We start from the raw sequence: 17,883 nt of genomic DNA, 5'->3' as shown, positions 1-17,883 counted from the left end.
GGTCAGCGCTCCCTCGGGGACAGCGCCGTCAGCACCAGCAGGCTGTCCGGCTCCGCGTGCGGCGCGAGCCGCGCGTAGGGGTTCTGCTCGGTGGGGAAGCCCGTGAAGCGCGAGGAGTTGGACTCGCCCCACGACGGGTTGGGGAACAGGGGGATCGCGGGCGCGACGGCGGAGAAGCGCTGCTGCACCTGGGACATCAGCGCGTGCTGCTCCTCCGGCGTGCCCGCGCGCTCGAAGCGGATGAGCAGCTCATCCGCCTGCGCATCGCCCATGCGGTGCCAGTTGGCCGCGGCCACCTCGCCCACCGGCCGCACCGTGCGCGGCGACAGGAGCCACTTGTAGAAGTTGTACGGCGTGGGTCCGTCCAGCGACCAGGAGATGGCCAGCTGGAACTCGCCCTTCTGCAGGCGCGTGAACCAGGTGCCGAACTCGTACGTCTTGAGCGTCACGCCGATGCCCAGCTTGCGCAGGTCGCGGCCCACCACCTGCCCTGCGCGCACCCAGTCCGACCACCCGCTCACGACCTCCAGGTCCATCGTGAAGGGCTGCCCGTCCCTCAGGCGCCGCATCCCGTCCGCGCCGCGCGTGAGGCCCGCCTCGTCCAGGAGCTTGTTCGCCGCGCCCAGGTCGTAGTGCGTCCACGCGTCCTTCGCGACGTCCGCGTCCTTCCAGCCGGTGTACGCGTCGTTGAGCGCGGTGGCGTCCGCGGGGCGGGTGTAGCCATACATGGCCACCTCCACCAGCTGGTCGCGGTCCAGCGCCATGCTCAGCGCCTTGCGCACGCGCACGTCGTCCAGCGGCGGGCGCGTGGTGTTGGGATAGAGGAAGACGGTGCTGCCGTAGAGCGGGAACCAGCGCGCATGGTGCGCGGGGTCGCGCGACACGAAGGTGCGGTCCACCGCCGGCACGAAGTTGCCCGCCCAGTCCACCTCCCCCTCCACCAGCGCCATGTTGGCCTGGTCATTGGTGGGGAACGCGAGGAAGCGCAGCGCGGACACCGCGGGCTTGCCGGGCTGCCAGTAGTGCGGATTGCGGCCCAGCTCGTAGACCTGGTTGCGGAACAGCGTCACCTGGGTGAACGGCCCGGTGGCCACCGGCTCCGGGTTGGTGAACGTCACCGGATCCGCGACGTCCTTCCAGATGTGCTGGGGGACGATGATCTGGTGCGCCAGGTCGCTGAAGCCCGGCAGGTACACGCGCGAGAAGCTGAAGGTGACGGTGCCCTTGCCTTCCGCCTTCACGTCCGTGAGGAAGCGCCACACGCCGGCCGCGTCCAGCGCCGGGTGCTGCTTGAGCACGCCGAAGGTGAAGACGACGTCGTCCGCGGTGAAGGGCGTGCCGTCCGACCAGAGGACGCCGTCGCGCAGGTTGAAGCGCAGCGTGCGCTGGTCCTCCGACCACGCGTGGCTGACCGCGAGCCACGGCACCCACCTGCCCTGCGCGGAGCTGAAGACCTCCATGCACTCGTACACGCCCGCCCGGGTGGGCCAACGCGCGTTGGCGCCCGCGAACAGCGGGTTGAAGTTGCGCACCCACGCGCTCTGTTGCTCCACGGAGACGAACAGCACCCCCGGTGGCCGGGGGCGCGGCTCGGAGGAGCACGCCACCAGCAGCGCGAGCGGCAGGAGCGCGCGGGCGAACCTCACTGCGCGGCCCTTTCGTAGACGCGCACGTAGTCCACCTTCATCGACTGCGGGAACACCGTCTTGGAGTCCGGCGGCCCCACGAACGAGCCGCCCACCGCGACGTTGAGGAGAATGAAGTGCGGATGGTCGTAGACCCACTTCCGGCCGGCGGGCAGGTTCTTCGGGGTGACCTCGAAGAAGACGGTGTCGTCGAGGATGAAGCGCAGGCGCTCGGGCTCCCACTCCACCGCGTAGATGTGGAAGTCCGCCGCAAGCGGCGCGCCGGAGATCGCATGCTCGCGGCCGATGTTCCCGCCGCCCGAGTAGCCCGGTCCGTGCAGCGAGCCGCGGATCACCGAGGGGATCTGCCCCTTGTGCTCCATGATGTCGATCTCGCCGCAGTCCGGCCAGCCGACGGAGTCCACGTCCGCGCCCAGCATCCAGAACGCCGGCCAGATGCCGCGGCCCGTGGGCAGCTGGATGCGCGCCTCGATGCGGCCGTAGGCCTTGCTGTAGCGGTTCTTCGTCGACAGGCGCGCGGACGTGTAGTCGTTGTTGCCGTAGCGCTCCTTGCGCGCGGTGATGAGCAGGTGGCCCTCACCGTCCAGCGACGCGTTCTCCGCCCGCGCGGTGTTGTATTCGAACTGGCCGTTGCCCCACCCGTCCCCGCCCACTTCCGGGGTCCAGCGCTCCTTGGACGGCTGCGAGCCCGCCGGCCCGTCGAACTCGTCCTGCCAGACGATCTCCCAGCCCGTGCCCGGCTGCTCCGTCACGGGCCCGGGTTGCTCGCTTTGCTTGTTATCCAGACCTGCTGCCGGATCACACGAAGCCATCCCCAGGCCCGACAGGGCCAGGGCGAGGACAACACGGCGCGAAGTCATGCAGTTCTCCCGACGTTCTGCGTGGGAAAGAGGGAGCGGTCGCGCAGCGCCGCCTGGAGCACGAGGGTGGCCGCGCCCACGGCGATGGAGCGCTCGCCCAGCGTGGACGTGACGATGCGCGTCTCCGCCATGGAGACGGACAGGGCGCGCTGCCGAACGGACGCGCGCAGCGGGTCGAGCAGCATCTCGCCCACGGAGGAGATCTCCCCGCCGAGCACGACGACGGCGGGGTTGAGCAGGTTGAGCAGGCCGCCCACGGCGATGCCCAGGTAGGCGCCCATGCCGTCGATGATCTGCTTCGCGGCGGCGTCGCCGGTGCGGACGCCGTCCACCAGGTCGCGCACGGTGGGGCCCTTGCGGCCGCGGGTCCCCATGAGCTCGCGCGCGCGTTCGGTGAGCGCCGTGGAGCCGATGAGGGTGACGAGGCAGCCCCTCAGGCCGCACACGCAGAGCGGCCCGTTGGAGTCCACCGGGATGTGGCCAATCTCACCGGCCGTTCCGCCGGCGCCGCGGTAGACGTCGCCGTGGATGATGTGGCCGGCGCCGATACCGGTGGCCAGCTTGATGTACGTGAGGTCCTCACCGTTGGAGCCCGCGCCCCAGAAGCACTCGGACAGCGCGCCGAGGTTCGCGTCGTTGTCCACGAACACCGGCATGTCGAAGGTGGTCTGGAACCACTCCTTCACGTCCACGTGCTTCCACGCGGGGAGGATGAGGGGGGACATCTTGCCGGGAGCCGCCGGGTGCACGGGGCTGGGCACGGCGATCCCCATGCCGACGACGGAGCGGCGCGGAACGCGCTCGGCATCCAGACACTCCTGGACGAGCTCCCTGGCCTTCTGCAGCGACCCTTCCGGATCGCCGCGCACCGCGTGGCTCGCCTTGCTCTGCGTGCGCACGCGGCCGCGGAGGTCCGTGAGGACGACGGTGATGTGGGTGGCGCCCAGCTCGACGCCCACCAGGCTGAATGCCTCGTCGCAGAAGCCGATGAGGGTGGGACGGCGGCCCCCGCGGGAGACCCCGGCGCCAATGCTGCGCACCAGGCCCGCCTGCTCCAGGTCCGCGACGATGGCGGAGACGGTCGACGGGCTGAGCTCCGTGCGCCGGGCGATCTCCGCCCGGGAGATCTGACGCTCGTGCCAGATCATGTTCAGCAGCAGGCCGCTGTTCTGCGCACGCATGCCCGCCGCATCGACCGTCAACACCGCCGTTCCCGCTTTCATCGTCCGCTCACGTTCCTTGGTTGGCGCACCGGGCGCTCACAGGTTGGAGATCAGTGCCACTGGATGTCGTCGAGGAAGAAGACCAGCGGTTTGACGTCCAGCCCACCCGCCGACCAGCCGAAGCCCGCGCCGACCGCACCGTAACGGACCTTGCTGATGTCCAACGTGTACTGCTTGGGCTCGGTGGTCAGCGTGACGTTGATCTTCTTCGTGAAGCCATCCTTGTCTTCGTAACCGACGAAGAAGTCGACGATCTCACCGCCGGATTCACCCCAGGCGTAGAAGGACACGGAGTTCGCGCCATCCGGCACCTGGAAGCCGGGCCGCGGGTCATCCGCCCAGGCCCCTTCCGGGAACTGCCAGAAGACGCCGGCCCACAAGTCCGCCTTCTGGGTGGCGGTGAACTTGTGGCAGTTGCCCAGGCCCGAGCCCGGACGGGGCGTGTGGCAGACAGGCTCGTCCACCAGGCCGCCCTGGTTACCACCGCCTGAGCCCATGTAGCCGCTGGCCGCCCAGGTACCGTCGACCGCCAGGGGCAGCGACGTCTGGGTGCCGGCATCGGTGCCCGCGTCGGTGGTGGTGCCCGCGTCTGTCGTCGTCCCGGCATCCGTATTGGTGCCCGCGTCGGTGTTGGTCCCCGCGTCGGTGTTCGTGCCCGCGTCGGTGTTCGTGCCCGCGTCCGTCTTGGTGCCGGCGTCGCTCTGGGGGCTGGGAGTGGGCTTCTCATCCTCGGGGTCACAGGCGCCCACCAGCCCCGCCGTCGCGAAAACTCCGACGACCGCCAACGTCCACGCGAAACGCTTGTTGCGAAGCATGAGTCCCCTCCGGGTTGTCTTGCTGGGATGACTTCGTTCTTACGGCGAAGAAATTAGAAGCTGCTGTAAGCCGCCACCCGCGCGTCGCAATGCGTCACTCACACCGACATACGCCAGAGGAGAATCCGCTGTCTCCCGCCGCCGGGGCTCCTGCCACCTGGAGTCGTCCCGCGTCCCCGCCAACCGCGAACATGCGAGTTCGTTCGATTGACGAAGAAATACCAGCCCCCTTTGCCAATTTGCAAGCGCGTGACCGCACGCGCAGTGCTGTCAATCGGCTGATGCAGTGCGCTATGGGCCTCATGCGCAGCGTCGACGTTGAGGTGACCGCACCGCGCCACGATGGGAGGGGGCCAACCTCAAAACAGGAAGGCCCTGGAGCAACCGAACGCGGCTCCAGGGTCTCGCTCACGACGTTCTACAGCTGACGTCCAGTTCGGCCAGGTGTGCACGGCACGTTGCACGCCTCATGCTGGCACCGAACGCACGACTCCGGGCCGGATACCTTGCACGCGTCGAGAACGCCCTGAAGTATCTCTCCAGTCCACTCTTCCGCCTGCCGGTAATCCGCCTCACCCACGCGATCAGGTGGCAATGTCGTCACCGCGACCAGGATGAAGGCGGGCCCAAGAACCTTGTGATGCTGAATCCTCACAGGAACCTGATGGGCCATTGATGGCCCATCAGGTTCCGCTATCACAAACAGCTGGTTATCCAGATTGCCGGTGCTCCGCAACCGGAGTCGATGCAATCCCTCATTGATGCATGACTCCGTCAACGCCGACTTGAGGCGTGCCGACCGTTCCACTGTTGGCTCTCTCTTTTTGCCGGGCAGCCACGAACAAGCCCACAAGGCCGAAGCAGCAGCCACGAGAATGATAAGAAGAACAGGCTTCATGGTTCACTTGGGAATCTGCGTCGGCCAAGGGGTCGGCGGGTTCTGGTTCGGTCCCCACTCAAGAGGGTTCAGCGCGTAGTGAGTTCCAGTAAAGGCCTGCGAGATTCCCTGGAGCATCAAATGAGTCGTGAGGTACGCGTCCCCCAAGAAGTCCGACTGCAGGATATGAGCCTCTTCGTGGGGGGCGATTGGAAAGGTCCTTGCCTGAATAGCAGATGATCCGCCCAAACGTGGTGTCGTAACCACGCTGCGCCTGAATCGGGTGATTCTGCACTTGAATGTAGGGGCCGACCGTTGGCGAGAACTGGAGGCTGACGTCCGCACCACCGAGCAATCCCAATCCAACGCCATAGTAAAGACCAATGTAGGTCTGCAGGCTGATGATCGGGTCCTTTCCGGAAGGGTCGGTTACATTGACCGGATTGTTCATCGCATATGCGTACGTCGGCAGCACCGCCGGCCCCATCGCGAGTAACGGCTCCGGCTGGAGATACCGCCCCACACTCGGGTCGTAGTATCGGTTCCAGTTCTCGAAGAGGTCCGTCTCCGCGTCGTAGTAGTGACCCGCAAAGCGCAGGGGCGTCCAGAATGGCTGCGCACCCGTCTGGTAGCGCTGGTACTCGAAGCTTTCCATCGCCGCGCCCAGGGAGGTATTCGGTCCGGAGCTATCCTCCGGGCCCGCGGAGATACGCACGCCCATCCCATCGTCGGGCAACGAGTACCAGGGCGTGATCACCTGGCTCATCTCCGGGTCCTGATAGGTCACCTCCTGGGGAGCCACGGGGTCATTCCTGTAGACCGTCACGTCGTCCTGCCCATCGTGGATGTCGACGAACATGAACCGGGCGCGCGCACGCCCCTGGACGTTGCTGTTCTCCGCGGGCTGCCGGAAAGAAGTGAAGGTCTCTCGGTCCTCATCCAGGTAGGGAAGGTTTGAGCTGTCCGGAGTGGAAAGCCGGTTGACGTGGCCAAAGGGCTGGTAGTCCGCCGCGCCTGCCACAAGTCCATTGCTGTTCAACATCAAAACCGGCTTACCGATGATGTCTGTGACGGGGAAGTAGACACCTCACGCCGCAGCTTCACCGTCACGCCTGCAATCCACGGTCGAGTCAGGCTCCCGAACGTTCTGTGTCGCGTCCAGCCTGCCCCGGAAGATCATCAACGGATGGCCTCCGAGCCATACGTAATCATCCACCACACGGAAGTTGCCCTGACTCTGCGGGATGGGCTCATTCCATCCCTGATCCACCAGCAGCTGATTGCCAGTGCCATGGAAGAATTCATCCCGCCGATTGAACGGGTTGACCTTGGCGCGCCTGCGTCCCAGGGCATCGTAGAAGTAGTTGTACGTCAGGCCGTTGACCCGTACGGCACGGAAGACAGACTCTCGCGCTGCCCCCTTGCCCTTCCGCCGCGTTGAAGGGTGCATAGCGGAACTCCATCAGGTTCGCGGGCTGTCCAGACATGTAGTGACCCGATTCCTTGGTCACTGCGCGCCCATCCGCGTCGTAGGTGAAATTCGTCTCCCTGTACTGCCCACCGGGGGGCGCCACTGACATCAGCAGGTCCGCGCGAGCCCCGGTGTCGTATGCGAGCGAGTATGAGAAGGTGCTGTAGAACTGGGAGAGCTGTGACCGATTGCTACGGCGATCGTAGCCAAAGGTCTGCTCCGCAAACGCGCCACCGGTCGCGTCCCAGTTGCCAGGAGGCCGGGACGCGGACGTCAGCCGCAGGGTCCGATCATAGGCATACAGTTCCGTCCTGGGAGTCGTCGCCCCCAGCAGGCACGTGTCCGTCCGCACGACCTGATCCGCGCTCCACGTGAAGGTGCGCTTGTAGATGCCGCCGTTGTTGAACGTGCTGCCCGGAGTGAAGTCATCCCGGTTGACGCGCAATGAGCGCACCCGCCCCGTCAGATCCGAATTCGCGGCGGATGGGAAGGCCGCCGAGCAATTGGCGGGGGCCTGCGTGCCATCATCCCCCAGCGCGTACTCCACGGCCACCGGACGCGTTTGAGCGGGCAGTGGGTTGATTTGATAGCCCCGCAGACCGCCGAACGGTTCCCACGCCACCTTGCTCACCAGTCGTTCGGTTTGCGGACCGGAGCTCGTGAAGAGGGTCACGTCGACCCTCAGTGCGCCACGGGCGGCGGACCCGCGATGCGCTGGACGATGGCGATCAATTGATCGATGTCGAAGGGCTTGGGCAGGAAGCCCGCGCACGGCAGGTGCTGCCAGTAGTCCGGCGGACTGGCGCTCATCATCACCACCGGGACGTCGCGCAGGGCCTCGTCCTTCTGCATGGCTTCCAGCACGCCCGGCCCATTGAGCAGCGGCATCATGTAGTCGAGCAGCACCACCGACGGGCGCTCCTGGCGCATCCGCTCCAGGGCCTCCCGGCCATTGAGCGCGGTGACCGTGCGGTAGCCCTCGTCGGACAAGAGATCCCGGACGGCCTCCACGATGCCGAACTCGTCGTCGACGATGAGGACGGGCCCCATGGTCACGTGCCTCGGCGCTTGACGTTGCGGCGCGGCTTCGAAGAGGTCGCCCTCGCGGAGGACTTCGCGCCCGCGCGCGGCTTGCGGCGCGGCTTCGGCAAGGGGGTCGGTTCCGGCGTCCGCGTGCGCGCGAGCCCCGTCATCAACATCTGCCCTTCGGCGAAGGGCGCTCCCACTTGGATTCCCTTGTCCGTGATCTCCAGCTCACGCAGGGCGGGATCGTAGGCGCTGTTGCGCACCTTGAGCACCGCGATGAAGCGGCGCAGCCCGGAGTGCAGCTCCACCATGCGCAGGAACAGGATGTTCTCGGCCACCATGGAGATGCCCTTGAGCGGGAACCTCACCTCCGGCCCGAACGCGGAGGTGACCTCCGCGGTGTAGAGGAGCGTCACCTCCCGCACGCGGCACTCGTTGATGAGCGCCGCCAGGAAGCGAGCCACCCGCGTGCGGCGCGTGGAGGCGCGGCGCAGCGCCTCGTAGCCGTCCAGGAAGATGCGCCGCACCCGGCCGCTGCGCACGAGTGTCAGCAGCTCCGTCCCCAGCTTGTCGAGGATGTTCTCCGTGGGCGGCCGGAAGCTCACCTCCAGCTCGCCGCGCTCCATCAGCGGCTGCAGGTGCAACCCCACGCCCGCCGCCTGCGCGAGCATCCGCTCCGGCGCGTCGTAGAAGGCGAAGTAGTGGCCGCGCTCTCCCTGGCGCGCGCCCTCCGCCAGGAAGCTCAGGCCCATCAGCGTCTTGCCGCTGCCCGGCGGCCCCAGGAGGATGGTGGTGGAGCCCGCCGGCACGCCGCCCTTGAGCATCCGGTCCAGGCCGGTGATGCCGAAGGCGTCCCGCTCGCGCCGGCCCGCGCCCGGCACCAGGTTGCCGTCCACCATCGACTCCAGGCGGGGATAGACGGTGAGCCCGTCACCGGTGATTTCAAAGCCGTGCCGCCCCAGCTTGTACGCGCTGCCGCGGAACTTGCGCACGCTCAGCTCGCGCAGGGTGCGCACGCCGAAGGTGCGCTGCTGGAGCATCAGCAGGCCGTCCACCATGGTGTGCTCCGCGCGCAGGCCCTTGTCGCCGCCGGTGGTGAGCACGACCGTGGTGCAGCCGATGAGGCCCGTCACGACCTGGAGGCCGTGGATGAACTTCTTGAGCGCCTGCCGCGACGGGGCCAGCTCCTCCGCCGCCAGCAGGCCATCCAGCACGAGCAGCGAGGCCTTGTGAGACTTGATCTCCTTGCGGACCAGCTCCGCGAGCGCGTCCAGCCCTCCCTGCTCCAGGATGGTGAAGGCGCTCAGGTAGCTGATCTTCCCCGGCACGCAGGACGGGTCGAAGAACGACAGCGTCTGAAGGTTGCTCACCAGCTCCGTGTGCGACTCGGCGAGGAGCGTGAGGTAGAGGACCTTGTGGCCCAGGGCCGCCTGATGGAAGCAGATCTGGTTGGCCAGGATGGTCTTGCCCGCTCCCGGCAGGCCCATGACCATGTACATGCGGCCCTTGCGCAGGCCACCACACAGCACGGTGTCCAGGCCGGGAATGCCCGTGGACACCCGCTGCTCTTCACGTGGACTGCCCAGCGCCATCACACGTTCCCTTCCTGGGGCGCCAGGCGCCGAGCCGGCCCTGGGGACCGGACCTGGAGACTCTTAGTCCAGCCAACCCTGGAGGGATCAACAATCTGGGAAACGTGTACGACTGGACGACGAATGCCGGGTCCGCCGTCCGTTCACCGGGCGGTGTTGGCGTCCGTCGCCGGGGCGACGGGCCCGCTCCCCGTCAGCGGCTTGAGCGACGCGCGCAGGGATTCAATCTGGGCGCGCGCCTGATTCTTGAGCGTCTCCACGTCGTCCAACGTCATCCCCTTCGTGGAGATGGGCGTGCCCACCGTCACCAGCCCGCGTGACGTGGCGAAGCGCCACGAGTGCTTGGGCAGGGCCAGCCGCGTGCCGCTCACCGCCAGCGGCAGCACGTCCGCCTGCGCCTCGATGGCGAGCCGGAAGGCGCCGTCCTTGAAGGGCAGGAGCTCCTCGGTCTTGGAGCGCGTGCCCTCCGGGAAGATCATCACCGGCATCCCCTTGGCCAGCCATTGCTTGCAGCGCGCCATGGCGCCGGTGGCCGAGTCGCGGTCGCCGCGCTCCACCGGGATGTCTCCGGCGATGCCCATCATCCAGCCCACCACTGGCACCCGGAAGAGGCTCTTCTTGCCCAGCCACTTCATCTCCCACGGCAGATGGGAGATGAGGAACGGATCCGCGTTGGACTCGTGGTTGCTCACCACCACCGTGTTGGGCGCCACCTGGGCCGGCACGTTGCCGTGCACGCCGAAGCGCCAGTAGGGCGTGAGCTTCGCGGCGGTGACGCCCACCAGCCGGAAGCAGCGGCCCACGGCGTAGCGGCGCTTGTCAAACGGGAACGTGAAGATGAGCAGGAAGATCTGGACGAAGAAGCCCACGAGGGCGACGAGGCCCACCTCGACCCAGGTCCAGATGGAGAGCAGTGCGTTCATGAGGGGTGTCCCTTGAGGATGCGCGGGTTCAGGTGAGGATCGCGGGGTCCAGGTCCACGCTCACCGGGCAGTGATCCGAGCCGTGGACGTCCGCGTGCACGGAGGCCTTCTTCACGAAGGCGAGCGCCGCGGGGGTGGCGAGCACGTAGTCGATGCGCCAGCCGATGTTCTTCTCGCGCACGCCAGCGCGCTGGCTCCACCAGGAGTAGTGGCCGCCGTCGGCGTTGAAGTGGCGGAAGGTGTCCACCCAGCCGGAGCGGATCCACCGGTCGAACTCCTCGCGCTCCTCCGGGCGGAAGCCGCTGGTCTCGCGGTTCTCGCGCGGGCGCGCCAGATCGATGTCGCGGTGGGCGGTGTTGAAGTCCCCCATCACCAGCACGCGCTGGTTGTCGCGCAGCGGCTTCTCCAGGCGCGCGAAGAGGCGGCGGTAGAAGTCCAGCTTGAAGGGGATGCGGGAGAGGTCGCGGTCCTTCCCGTTGCCATTGGGGAAGTAGCCGTTCACCACGGTCAGCTTGCCGAAGCGGGCGAACTGGAGGCGGCCCTCCGCGTCCACCTCCGGCGCGTCCAGGGTGGTGGTGAGGTCGTAGGGCTCGTGGCGGCTGTAGAGGCCCACGCCGCTGTAGCCGGGGCGCTCCGCAGCCACGAAGTGGGTCTTCCACCGGCGGGGGGCGCGGACCTCCGCGGGGAGCTGCTCCACGCGGGCGCGCACCTCCTGTAGCCCCACGATGTCCGCCCGGGCCTTGGAGAGCCACGGGAGGAACCCCTTGCGGTGGATGGAGCGCAGACCGTTGACGTTCCAGGAGACGACTCGCACGCCCCCGCTTATGGCGAAAGCGCGCGGGCATTTCCAGCCCCACCGTTCCTGGAAGGACGGTGGGGCCGGTCACTGCTCAGTGCGTCACGGCACTTCGAGGGCACTCGCCTTGTTCTGCGGATCACGCGTGGTGCGGATGATGAAGTCCGCGCCGTTCACGTCCGTGTCCTGGCTGTTGCCCTTCGTCGCGTCCGAGCCACCCTCCATGGTCGCCGCGGACGAGCCGGCGTTGGCCTTGCGCTCGATGCTTCCGTTGGTCCCGATCGTTCCCGAGACGGGGCTCTTGCCTTCCGCGGAGTCCGCCGTGCCGAAGCCCACCGTGTCCACCGCGAGCGCCTCCGTCGGGGCGTTGCCGATGCCGGGCTTACCCAGCCGGATGTGGCCGTTCACGGCCATGGAAATGGACCCAGTGCTCGCGTCGCCCTTGACGGTGCCCTGATAGGACGTGTGGGTCACCAGGAAGAAGCCGTGCGCGGCGATCTTGGCTCCCGAGGCGAACGTGAATGCGGTGGCGTTGTAGGTCGGACCCGACGCGCTCTTGTACTGGAGCTTCCAGCCGGTCAGGTCCACGTCCTCGTTCGTCGGGTTGTAGAGCTCGATGAACTCATCGTTCGCGCCACCAGGACCCGCGGGGGCGAGCTCGCTGATGACGACGTGGTTCGTCGTCGGGGCGGCGGTGACCTTCGCCTGGGCGGACACGGACTGGCCGTTGAGCGTGGCCACGATGGTGCCCGTCGAGCCGGCCGCGCCGGCGGTGAAGACGAACTTCGCGGAGATCTCGTTGGCCGGCACCGTCACGGTGGCCGGCACGGAGCCCACGTTGCCCGTGGTGGACAGCGCGATGGACGTGGCCGCCGCGGCCGGGATGTCGAGCACCACGGTGACGTTCGCCGTCTGACCGGAGGACAGGGACACGGTCTCCGGCGACAGGTACGCCAGCGAGGCCGCCTCGGTCGCGCCGAGCACGCGCACGGTCGCCGTGCGCGAATCGCCGCCCAGCGTGGCCGTCAGCGTCGCCTTGGCGGAGCCCGCCGCGTCGTTCGCCGTCACGATGACCGCCGCGGAGCGCGAGCCCGCCGGCACCGTCACCTGGCCGTTGTTGGCCACGACCACCGACGGGCTGGACGAGGAGACCTGGACCACCACGTCCGCGGTGGCGTTGGCGCTCAGCGTCACCGCCAGCGGCTCCGGAATCGTCTCACCCGTGGTGCCCGAGCGCGCGAAGACCGCGGCCGGCTCCAGCGCGCTCAGCGTCGCGGTGGTGCCCGCGTCGCTGCCTGTGCCGGCGTCCGGAGCCGGGCCACCGTCGATGGCGCCGCCATCCGTGCCCGCGTCGATGGTGCCGGCATCCGTACCCGCGTCCGTGCCCGCATCGATGGTGCCGGCATCCGTACCCGCGTCGATGGTGCCGGCATCCGTGCCCGCGTCGATGGTGCCCGCGTCCGTGCCCGCATCGATGGTGCCGGCATCCGTACCCGCGTCCGTGCCCGCGTCGATGGTGCCGGCATCCGTACCCGCGTCCGTGCCCGCATCGATGGTGCCGGCATCCGTGCCCGCGTCGATGGTGCCCGCGTCCGTCTCCGTCCCGGCGTCCGTGCCCGCATCGATGGTGCCGGCATCCGGCTCCGTGCCCGCGTCGGTGCCCGCATCCACCTCGGTGCCAGCGTCAGAGCCCGCGTCGACCGCGGGCGTATTCACCTGACAGCTGTTGTTGCAGCGGTCGTTGTCGACGCGGTTGCCGTCGTCGCACGCCTCGCCGCTCTCGACGATGCCGTTGCCGCAGACAGGGTTCTTGTTGTCGTCATCACCACCGCACGCCGACAACACCAACAGCACCGCTGACAAAGGGACCAGCAGGTGCCGGGAAGACCAGGACATGGAGACTCCGTGTTGAGTACTGAGCCTCCTCCAAACCACAAAATTACAGGGCGACGCAAACCCCACCCTGTGACTTCTGGCTCACGTCCAGGGGACCTTCCAGGTCGCCGGTTTCTCAGGATTCGACAGCCCAGATGGGTTGTCCGGACCCAAGCGCGTTCAGCCTGGAGTGACGGGGGTTTGCGCGGGGTCCGAAGCCTCCAACCCATGTGCATCCAGGAAACCCCGCACAGCCTGGGCGATCTCGGTCCCGGCCTCCAGGAGGCCCGCGTGGCCGGCGTCATCCACCTGGAGCCAGTCGGCCTGGGGCAACGCGCGGTGCAGCCGCTGCACCTCCGTCAGGGGCACCAGGACGTCATTCGCCGCGGCGATGATCAGCACGGGCACCCGGATGGATGGGAGCACGTCCCAGGCGTGGCCCTCGGTGAGGCCCCGCAGCGTGCGCCAATAGGCCTGCACACTCATGTGATAGAGCGCGTCGAGGAACTCGGCGATGTCCTCGCGCGGAGCCCGGGGCCGCAGCGCTCCCACGGCCCTCGCGAACGGATCCGCCAGCGGGCTGGCGAGGAAGGCCCTCACCGCGGGCGCCGCCACCGGCACCCATGGCGTGCTCGCGGCGAGGAAGCCCTTCGCGGCGGACAGCACGGCGCGAGGCCCCCAGCGCGGATCCGCCGAGCCCGGCACACCCGGCGTCCCCGCGATGAGCGTCATGGAAGGCACCAGGTCCGGGCGCCGGCGGTACAGCTCCAGCAGGATGCGCACGCCCATGGAGAAGGCGATGTGGTGCGGCGGCCGGCCGTCGCCGCGCGCCATGGCCGCCTCGGTGATGCGCTCCAGGTCGTCCACGTGCACCTTCACGCGGTAGTCCCCGTCGCGCGACTCCTCGCTCATGCCGTGGCCGCGGTAGTCCCAGTGCACCACGCGGTGGTCCTGCTCCAGGTCGGCGACGATGTGGCGCCAGAAGTTCTCCGACGTGCCGATGCCGTTGGTGAGCAGCACCGTGGGGCGGTCCGCGAGCAGGGCGTCGCGCCTCTCCTCCGGCATGCCCGAGCTGTGGGTGTGGACCGCCACCCGGGTACCATCCGGGGCGGAGACGAAGTGCGTGGCGCGACGATAGGGCATCCCCGCCCACCATGCGGCCGGGCAGGCGCGGGTGCAAGGCCCGAGGGCTCCCTCCCCCGCCCTCACGGCCGGACTGGACGCGCACGGTGCTTGGGGCAATGGTGGCGGAGATGCTCAGCACGGAGGCGGAAGGGTTGGACGTGGCGGCCGCGCTCGCCCACTACGGGGCGCACGGCTACGCGCGCCTGGGCCGGGTCCTGGACGACGCGGGCGTGGAGGCCCTGCGCGAGCGGGCGGACGACTTGATGCTCGGCCGTGTGGTGTACCCGGGGATGTTCTTCCAGCCGGACGCCACCACCGGCCGCTACGAGGACGCGCCCCTGGGGCTGGGCTGGCAGGGCCCGTCCCTGGAGTACCGCAAGCTGGAGAAGCTGGAGAAGGATCCGCGCTTCCTCGCGTGGCTGGAGAACCCGCTGTTCGAGCGCATCGCCCGCGCCCGCATCCCCGGCGACATCGTCCTCTACCGCGCCATCCTCTTCCACAAGGGCCCCGCGGGCGGCAGCAACCTGCCCTTCCACCAGGACGGTGGAAAGCTGTGGGGCCTCACGCGCGAGCCGGACCTCCAGATCTGGACCGCGCTGGATGACGCGCCGGAAGGCGGCGGCTGCCTGGAGGTCATCCCCGGCAGCCATCGCGCGGGGCTGGTGACGGCCCTGGGAGGCGTGATTCCGCAGGATCGCGTGGAGGCGGAGGACGCGGAAGGACACGTGGTGTCCCTGCCGGTGCGTGCCGGAGAGGCGCTGCTCGTGCACAACCACGTCTGGCATCGCTCCGGACGCGGCCGGCCCGGACAGCGGCGGCGCGCGTTCTCCGCCTGCTACATGAGCGCGGACACCACCTGCGTGCGCAAGAAGAAGGCCCCCCGCGTCTTCCCCCCGGTGTTCCGCCACCCGCCGCGCGGCGGCTGAAAGGCCCTATCATCCGGGCCGTGTCCGGACACCCTGGAGTCCTCGTCGCCGAGCAGCCCCACTACCTGCCGTGGGTGGACTTCTACGAGCAGGTGGCTCGCGCCGGCACCCTGGTGGTGCTCGACGACGTGCAGTGGCTCCGGCGCGGCTGGCAGCGCCGCACGCGCGTCGCCCTGCCCCACGGCGTCCCCATGCCGCCCCCGTCCGAGCCGGGCTTCCAGTGGCTGTCCATCCCGCTGGAGGATCCGCACCGCGACACGCGCATCCGCGACCTGGCGGTGGACGCGAGCCAGCCCTGGGCGCGCAAGCACCTCCAGTCCCTGGTGACGCTCTACGGAGGGCGGCCCTGCTTCCGAGCGCAGGTGCTGCCGCTGCTGGAGCCCTTCTATGACGCCGCCGCGCGCGAGTCCGGGCCGGGGTCGCTCCTGCGCGTGCTGCTGTCCAGCATGGCGCTGTTCTACGCGCCGCTGGGGCTTCAGCCGAACCTCGTGTGCTCCTCCACGCTGGAGCGCCGGGGCGAGGACAAGACGCAGCGGCTGGTGGAGTACTGCCTCCAGACGGGCGCGCACACGTACTACTCGGGGACGGGCTCCACCGTGTACCTGAAGCCGGAGCGCTTCCGCGCGGCGGACGTGCGCCTGCTGTGGCAGCGCTTCCGCCACCCGGACTACGCGCAGGGGCGCGAGGGTCGCTTCGTGACAGGGCTGTCCATCGTGGACGTGCTGGCCAACGTCCCCGTGGAGACGGTGCGCGAGTGGCTCCAGCCGTCGCCGTGGGGGCCGTTCGCGGGGGACGGCCCCCAGCCGCTTCAGCCGGCGGACGCGGAGGTGGGCGAGGACGTCTGGGGCTTGTCGAAGCGCACGAAGTAGCTGCGCACGGCGGCGTCGAGCAGCGCGGGCTCCAGGCGCGGCGACATGCCCTGGTAGTGCGCCATGTCGATGACCTGATCCAACAGGTCGCGAGGCTGGCACGCGGCGAAGGGCCGGTTCGCCGGGCGGTAGTGCTCGTCGATGAGGTAGTCCACGGCGCGCGCGTCGTAGGGCACGCCGCGCTTCTTGCACATCACCTGGAAGATCTCGTGGAACTGCTCCTCGTCCGGGCGCTGCACCTCCAGCTTGTAGCGGACGCGGCGCAGGAAGGCGTCATCCACGAGGGCGCTGGGGTCCAGGTTGGTGGAGAAGGCAGCGAACACGTCGAAGGGCACCTGGATCTTCTTGCCGGTGTGGAGCGTGAGGATGTCCACGTCGCTCTCCAGCGGGACGATCCACCGGTTGAGCAGGTCCTTGGGGGACACCTTCTGGCGGCCGAAGTCGTCGATGAGGAGCATCCCGTTGGACGCCTTCATCTGGAACGGCGCCTCGTAGTACTTCACCTCCGGGGTGTAGACGAGGTCGAGCATCTCCAGCGTGAGCTCACCGCCCACCACCACGAGCGGCCGGCGGCAGCGCACCCAGCGGCGGTCGTACGAAGGCGCGCCGGGTTCGTCCTCCACCGCGCGGTGGATGTTCGCGTCGAACATCTTCACCACGAAGTCGTCGATGAGCACCGCGTGCGGGACGAAGATGTCCCCCTCGTAGCAGTTGACCATGCCCTGGCAGATGGCCGTCTTGCCGTTGCCCGGAGGGCCGTAGAAGAAGATGGCGCGTCCGGAGTTCATCGCCGGGCCGATGCCGTCGAAGATGTAGTCGCGGATGATCAGGTCGCCGAACTTGTCCTGCATGCGCTGGCGCGTGATGCGGTTGCCGCGCACGGTCTGCTGCTTCACGGCCGCGACCCATTCGTTGAACGGCACGGGCGCCGGACCGTTGTAGCGGTTGCGGTCCAGGATCTGCCGCAGCACGTCCGTCACGAAGGTCGTGAGCTGGTAGATCATCGTGGAGCGGCCCACGCCGGACGAGCCACCGCCGCGGATGTCGATGTACTTCTGCCGGCGCAGGCCCTCGATGACCTCGTCCACCAGCGTGGTGGGCAACTGCAGCCGCGTGGCCACATCCATGCCGCGCATCTCGCCCGCGAAGAAGATGGCCTTGAGGACCAGCTCCTCCACGAACGTGGTGGTGAGGCCGGCATCCTGGAGCGACTTCGGCTGCGCGGGCCAGAAGCGGTTCGTCGCCGGGGCATCCGACGCCTCACCACGCCGGAAGCCGCGACGCTCCGGGCCGACATAGCCCTGCGGGGCCGCGCCCGCGCCACGCCGGTCGGGGCCCCCCGGGCTCGGTGCCGGACCCCGGCGATCCGCGTCCGAGCCGCGACGCTCCGGCCCTGGGGCCGCGCGGCGCTCGGGGTCCTGTGAGGAGGCGAAGGAGGCCCCACCCCGCCGGTCGCCTTCCGGGGGCGGTGGAGGGGGACCGGGGGGCGCGGTGCGCCGTTCCGTCTGCACGTCCAACATCTCCCCGTCGAAGGGCGGCGGCGCCGGAGGGGCCACGCTCGCGGACTGCGCGGGGGGCACCCGAGGGCGCGGCATTGGATCAAAGATGACAGAGGGAAGCGGCGCGGGCTGCGCGGCCCTGGAGCGCGTGGGCTCCGGGGGCTGAGACCCTCCCAGGGGCATGCCGGCCACGGGGGGCTGGCGCGGACGGGGAGGCGGCGCCAGGACGGGATTCGCCGACGCGGCAGGCGTCTCCAGGGGAGTGATGCTGCGATTGGGGTCCTGCTCGGCGTCGAGAGAAGACGAACCTGGGCCAGGAGGGGGCCTGCGGGGAAAGTCGCTCATCACGGCTCCGGCGGG

15 protein-coding genes are annotated in these 17,883 nt (G+C 68.8%); 2 read left to right on the top strand and 13 right to left on the bottom strand.

Annotated elements, in window-relative coordinates:
* Positions 1-2: 2 nt before the first annotated feature.
* The 12 genes from KYK13_RS19930 to KYK13_RS19875 form a co-directional block, all read right to left on the bottom strand.
* Positions 3-1,646, bottom strand: a complete 1,644-nt coding sequence (locus KYK13_RS19930) for an ABC transporter substrate-binding protein (protein WP_223631608.1) — start codon at positions 1,644-1,646, stop codon at positions 3-5.
* On the bottom strand, positions 1,643-2,398 hold the full coding sequence (locus tag KYK13_RS19925) for a family 16 glycosylhydrolase (RefSeq protein ID WP_223631607.1): 756 nt from the start codon (positions 2,396-2,398) through the stop codon (positions 1,643-1,645). The genes KYK13_RS19930 and KYK13_RS19925 overlap by 4 nt, the downstream gene beginning before the upstream one ends.
* 104 nt (positions 2,399-2,502) lie before the next feature.
* The gene (locus KYK13_RS19920) at positions 2,503-3,729 is read right to left on the bottom strand and encodes an ROK family transcriptional regulator (RefSeq protein WP_223631606.1); all 1,227 of its coding nucleotides are present in this window, start codon (positions 3,727-3,729) and stop codon (positions 2,503-2,505) included.
* A 50-nt stretch (positions 3,730-3,779) separates the two neighbouring features.
* A complete protein-coding gene (locus KYK13_RS19915; protein ID WP_223631605.1) occupies positions 3,780-4,544 on the bottom strand; it encodes a hypothetical protein in 765 nt (254 codons plus the stop codon).
* A gap of 956 nt (positions 4,545-5,500) precedes the next feature.
* Positions 5,501-6,463 carry an RHS repeat-associated core domain-containing protein gene (locus tag KYK13_RS19910; RefSeq protein WP_223631604.1) on the bottom strand — a complete coding sequence of 321 codons (963 nt, stop codon included), beginning with the start codon at positions 6,461-6,463 and terminating at the stop codon, positions 5,501-5,503.
* A gap of 259 nt (positions 6,464-6,722) precedes the next feature.
* Positions 6,723-7,565 carry a hypothetical protein gene (locus KYK13_RS19905; protein WP_223631603.1) on the bottom strand — a complete coding sequence of 281 codons (843 nt, stop codon included), beginning with the start codon at positions 7,563-7,565 and terminating at the stop codon, positions 6,723-6,725.
* An 8-nt stretch (positions 7,566-7,573) separates the two neighbouring features.
* Positions 7,574-7,942, bottom strand: coding sequence for a two-component system response regulator (locus tag KYK13_RS19900; protein ID WP_223631602.1), 369 nt, complete (start codon positions 7,940-7,942; stop codon positions 7,574-7,576).
* Positions 7,943-7,944: 2 nt separating this feature from the next.
* Positions 7,945-9,510 (bottom strand): ATPase domain-containing protein, encoded by a 1,566-nt coding sequence (locus tag KYK13_RS19895; RefSeq protein WP_223631601.1) that lies wholly within the window; start codon positions 9,508-9,510, stop codon positions 7,945-7,947.
* Between the two features lie 143 nt (positions 9,511-9,653).
* Positions 9,654-10,433 carry a 1-acyl-sn-glycerol-3-phosphate acyltransferase gene (locus KYK13_RS19890; RefSeq protein WP_223631600.1) on the bottom strand — a complete coding sequence of 260 codons (780 nt, stop codon included), beginning with the start codon at positions 10,431-10,433 and terminating at the stop codon, positions 9,654-9,656.
* Positions 10,434-10,461: 28 nt separating this feature from the next.
* A complete protein-coding gene (locus KYK13_RS19885) occupies positions 10,462-11,247 on the bottom strand; it encodes an exodeoxyribonuclease III (protein WP_223631599.1) in 786 nt (261 codons plus the stop codon).
* 84 nt (positions 11,248-11,331) lie between these two features.
* Positions 11,332-13,125 carry a lamin tail domain-containing protein gene (locus tag KYK13_RS19880; RefSeq protein WP_223631598.1) on the bottom strand — a complete coding sequence of 598 codons (1,794 nt, stop codon included), beginning with the start codon at positions 13,123-13,125 and terminating at the stop codon, positions 11,332-11,334.
* Between the two features lie 159 nt (positions 13,126-13,284).
* Entirely contained in the window at positions 13,285-14,247 is a 963-nt protein-coding gene (locus KYK13_RS19875; RefSeq protein WP_223631597.1) for an alpha/beta fold hydrolase, read from the bottom strand.
* 98 nt (positions 14,248-14,345) lie between these two features.
* Here KYK13_RS19875 and KYK13_RS19870 point away from each other — a divergent pair, with 98 nt between their 5' ends.
* Both KYK13_RS19870 and KYK13_RS19865 read left to right on the top strand, forming a co-directional pair.
* The gene (locus KYK13_RS19870) at positions 14,346-15,155 is read left to right on the top strand and encodes a phytanoyl-CoA dioxygenase family protein (protein ID WP_223646672.1); all 810 of its coding nucleotides are present in this window, start codon (positions 14,346-14,348) and stop codon (positions 15,153-15,155) included.
* A gap of 20 nt (positions 15,156-15,175) precedes the next feature.
* Positions 15,176-16,024: a WbqC family protein gene (locus tag KYK13_RS19865; RefSeq protein ID WP_223631596.1), complete on the top strand. Its 849-nt coding sequence runs from the start codon at positions 15,176-15,178 to the stop codon at positions 16,022-16,024.
* On the opposite strand, the gene KYK13_RS19860 is transcribed toward KYK13_RS19865, so the two are convergent.
* On the bottom strand, positions 15,964-17,868 hold the full coding sequence (locus KYK13_RS19860) for an ATPase (RefSeq protein ID WP_223631595.1): 1,905 nt from the start codon (positions 17,866-17,868) through the stop codon (positions 15,964-15,966). The genes KYK13_RS19865 and KYK13_RS19860 overlap by 61 nt on opposite strands.
* Positions 17,869-17,883: the final 15 nt, after the last annotated feature.

The organism is Corallococcus sp. EGB (genome assembly GCF_019968905.1).
GTDB lineage: Bacteria > Myxococcota > Myxococcia > Myxococcales > Myxococcaceae > Corallococcus.
The sequence above is the reverse complement of the archived record's forward strand: the minus strand, read 5'-3'. Positions and strand labels throughout refer to the sequence as shown.

Bases quoted from the DNA above. Each gene is read 5' to 3' on its own strand.
- KYK13_RS19875 (WP_223631597.1), bottom strand. From the start codon at position 14,247: ATGCCCTATCGTCGCGCCACGCACTTCGTCTCCGCCCCGGATGGTACC.
- KYK13_RS19880 (WP_223631598.1), bottom strand. From the start codon at position 13,125: ATGTCCTGGTCTTCCCGGCACCTGCTGGTCCCTTTGTCAGCGGTGCTG.
- KYK13_RS19910 (WP_223631604.1), bottom strand. From the start codon at position 6,463: ATGTTGAACAGCAATGGACTTGTGGCAGGCGCGGCGGACTACCAGCCC.
- KYK13_RS19890 (WP_223631600.1), bottom strand. From the start codon at position 10,433: ATGAACGCACTGCTCTCCATCTGGACCTGGGTCGAGGTGGGCCTCGTC.
- KYK13_RS19920 (WP_223631606.1), bottom strand. From the start codon at position 3,729: ATGAAAGCGGGAACGGCGGTGTTGACGGTCGATGCGGCGGGCATGCGT.
- KYK13_RS19860 (WP_223631595.1), bottom strand. From the start codon at position 17,868: ATGAGCGACTTTCCCCGCAGGCCCCCTCCTGGCCCAGGTTCGTCTTCT.
- KYK13_RS19915 (WP_223631605.1), bottom strand. From the start codon at position 4,544: ATGCTTCGCAACAAGCGTTTCGCGTGGACGTTGGCGGTCGTCGGAGTT.
- KYK13_RS19895 (WP_223631601.1), bottom strand. From the start codon at position 9,510: ATGGCGCTGGGCAGTCCACGTGAAGAGCAGCGGGTGTCCACGGGCATT.
- KYK13_RS19900 (WP_223631602.1), bottom strand. From the start codon at position 7,942: ATGGGGCCCGTCCTCATCGTCGACGACGAGTTCGGCATCGTGGAGGCC.
- KYK13_RS19870 (WP_223646672.1), top strand. From the start codon at position 14,346: ATGGTGGCGGAGATGCTCAGCACGGAGGCGGAAGGGTTGGACGTGGCG.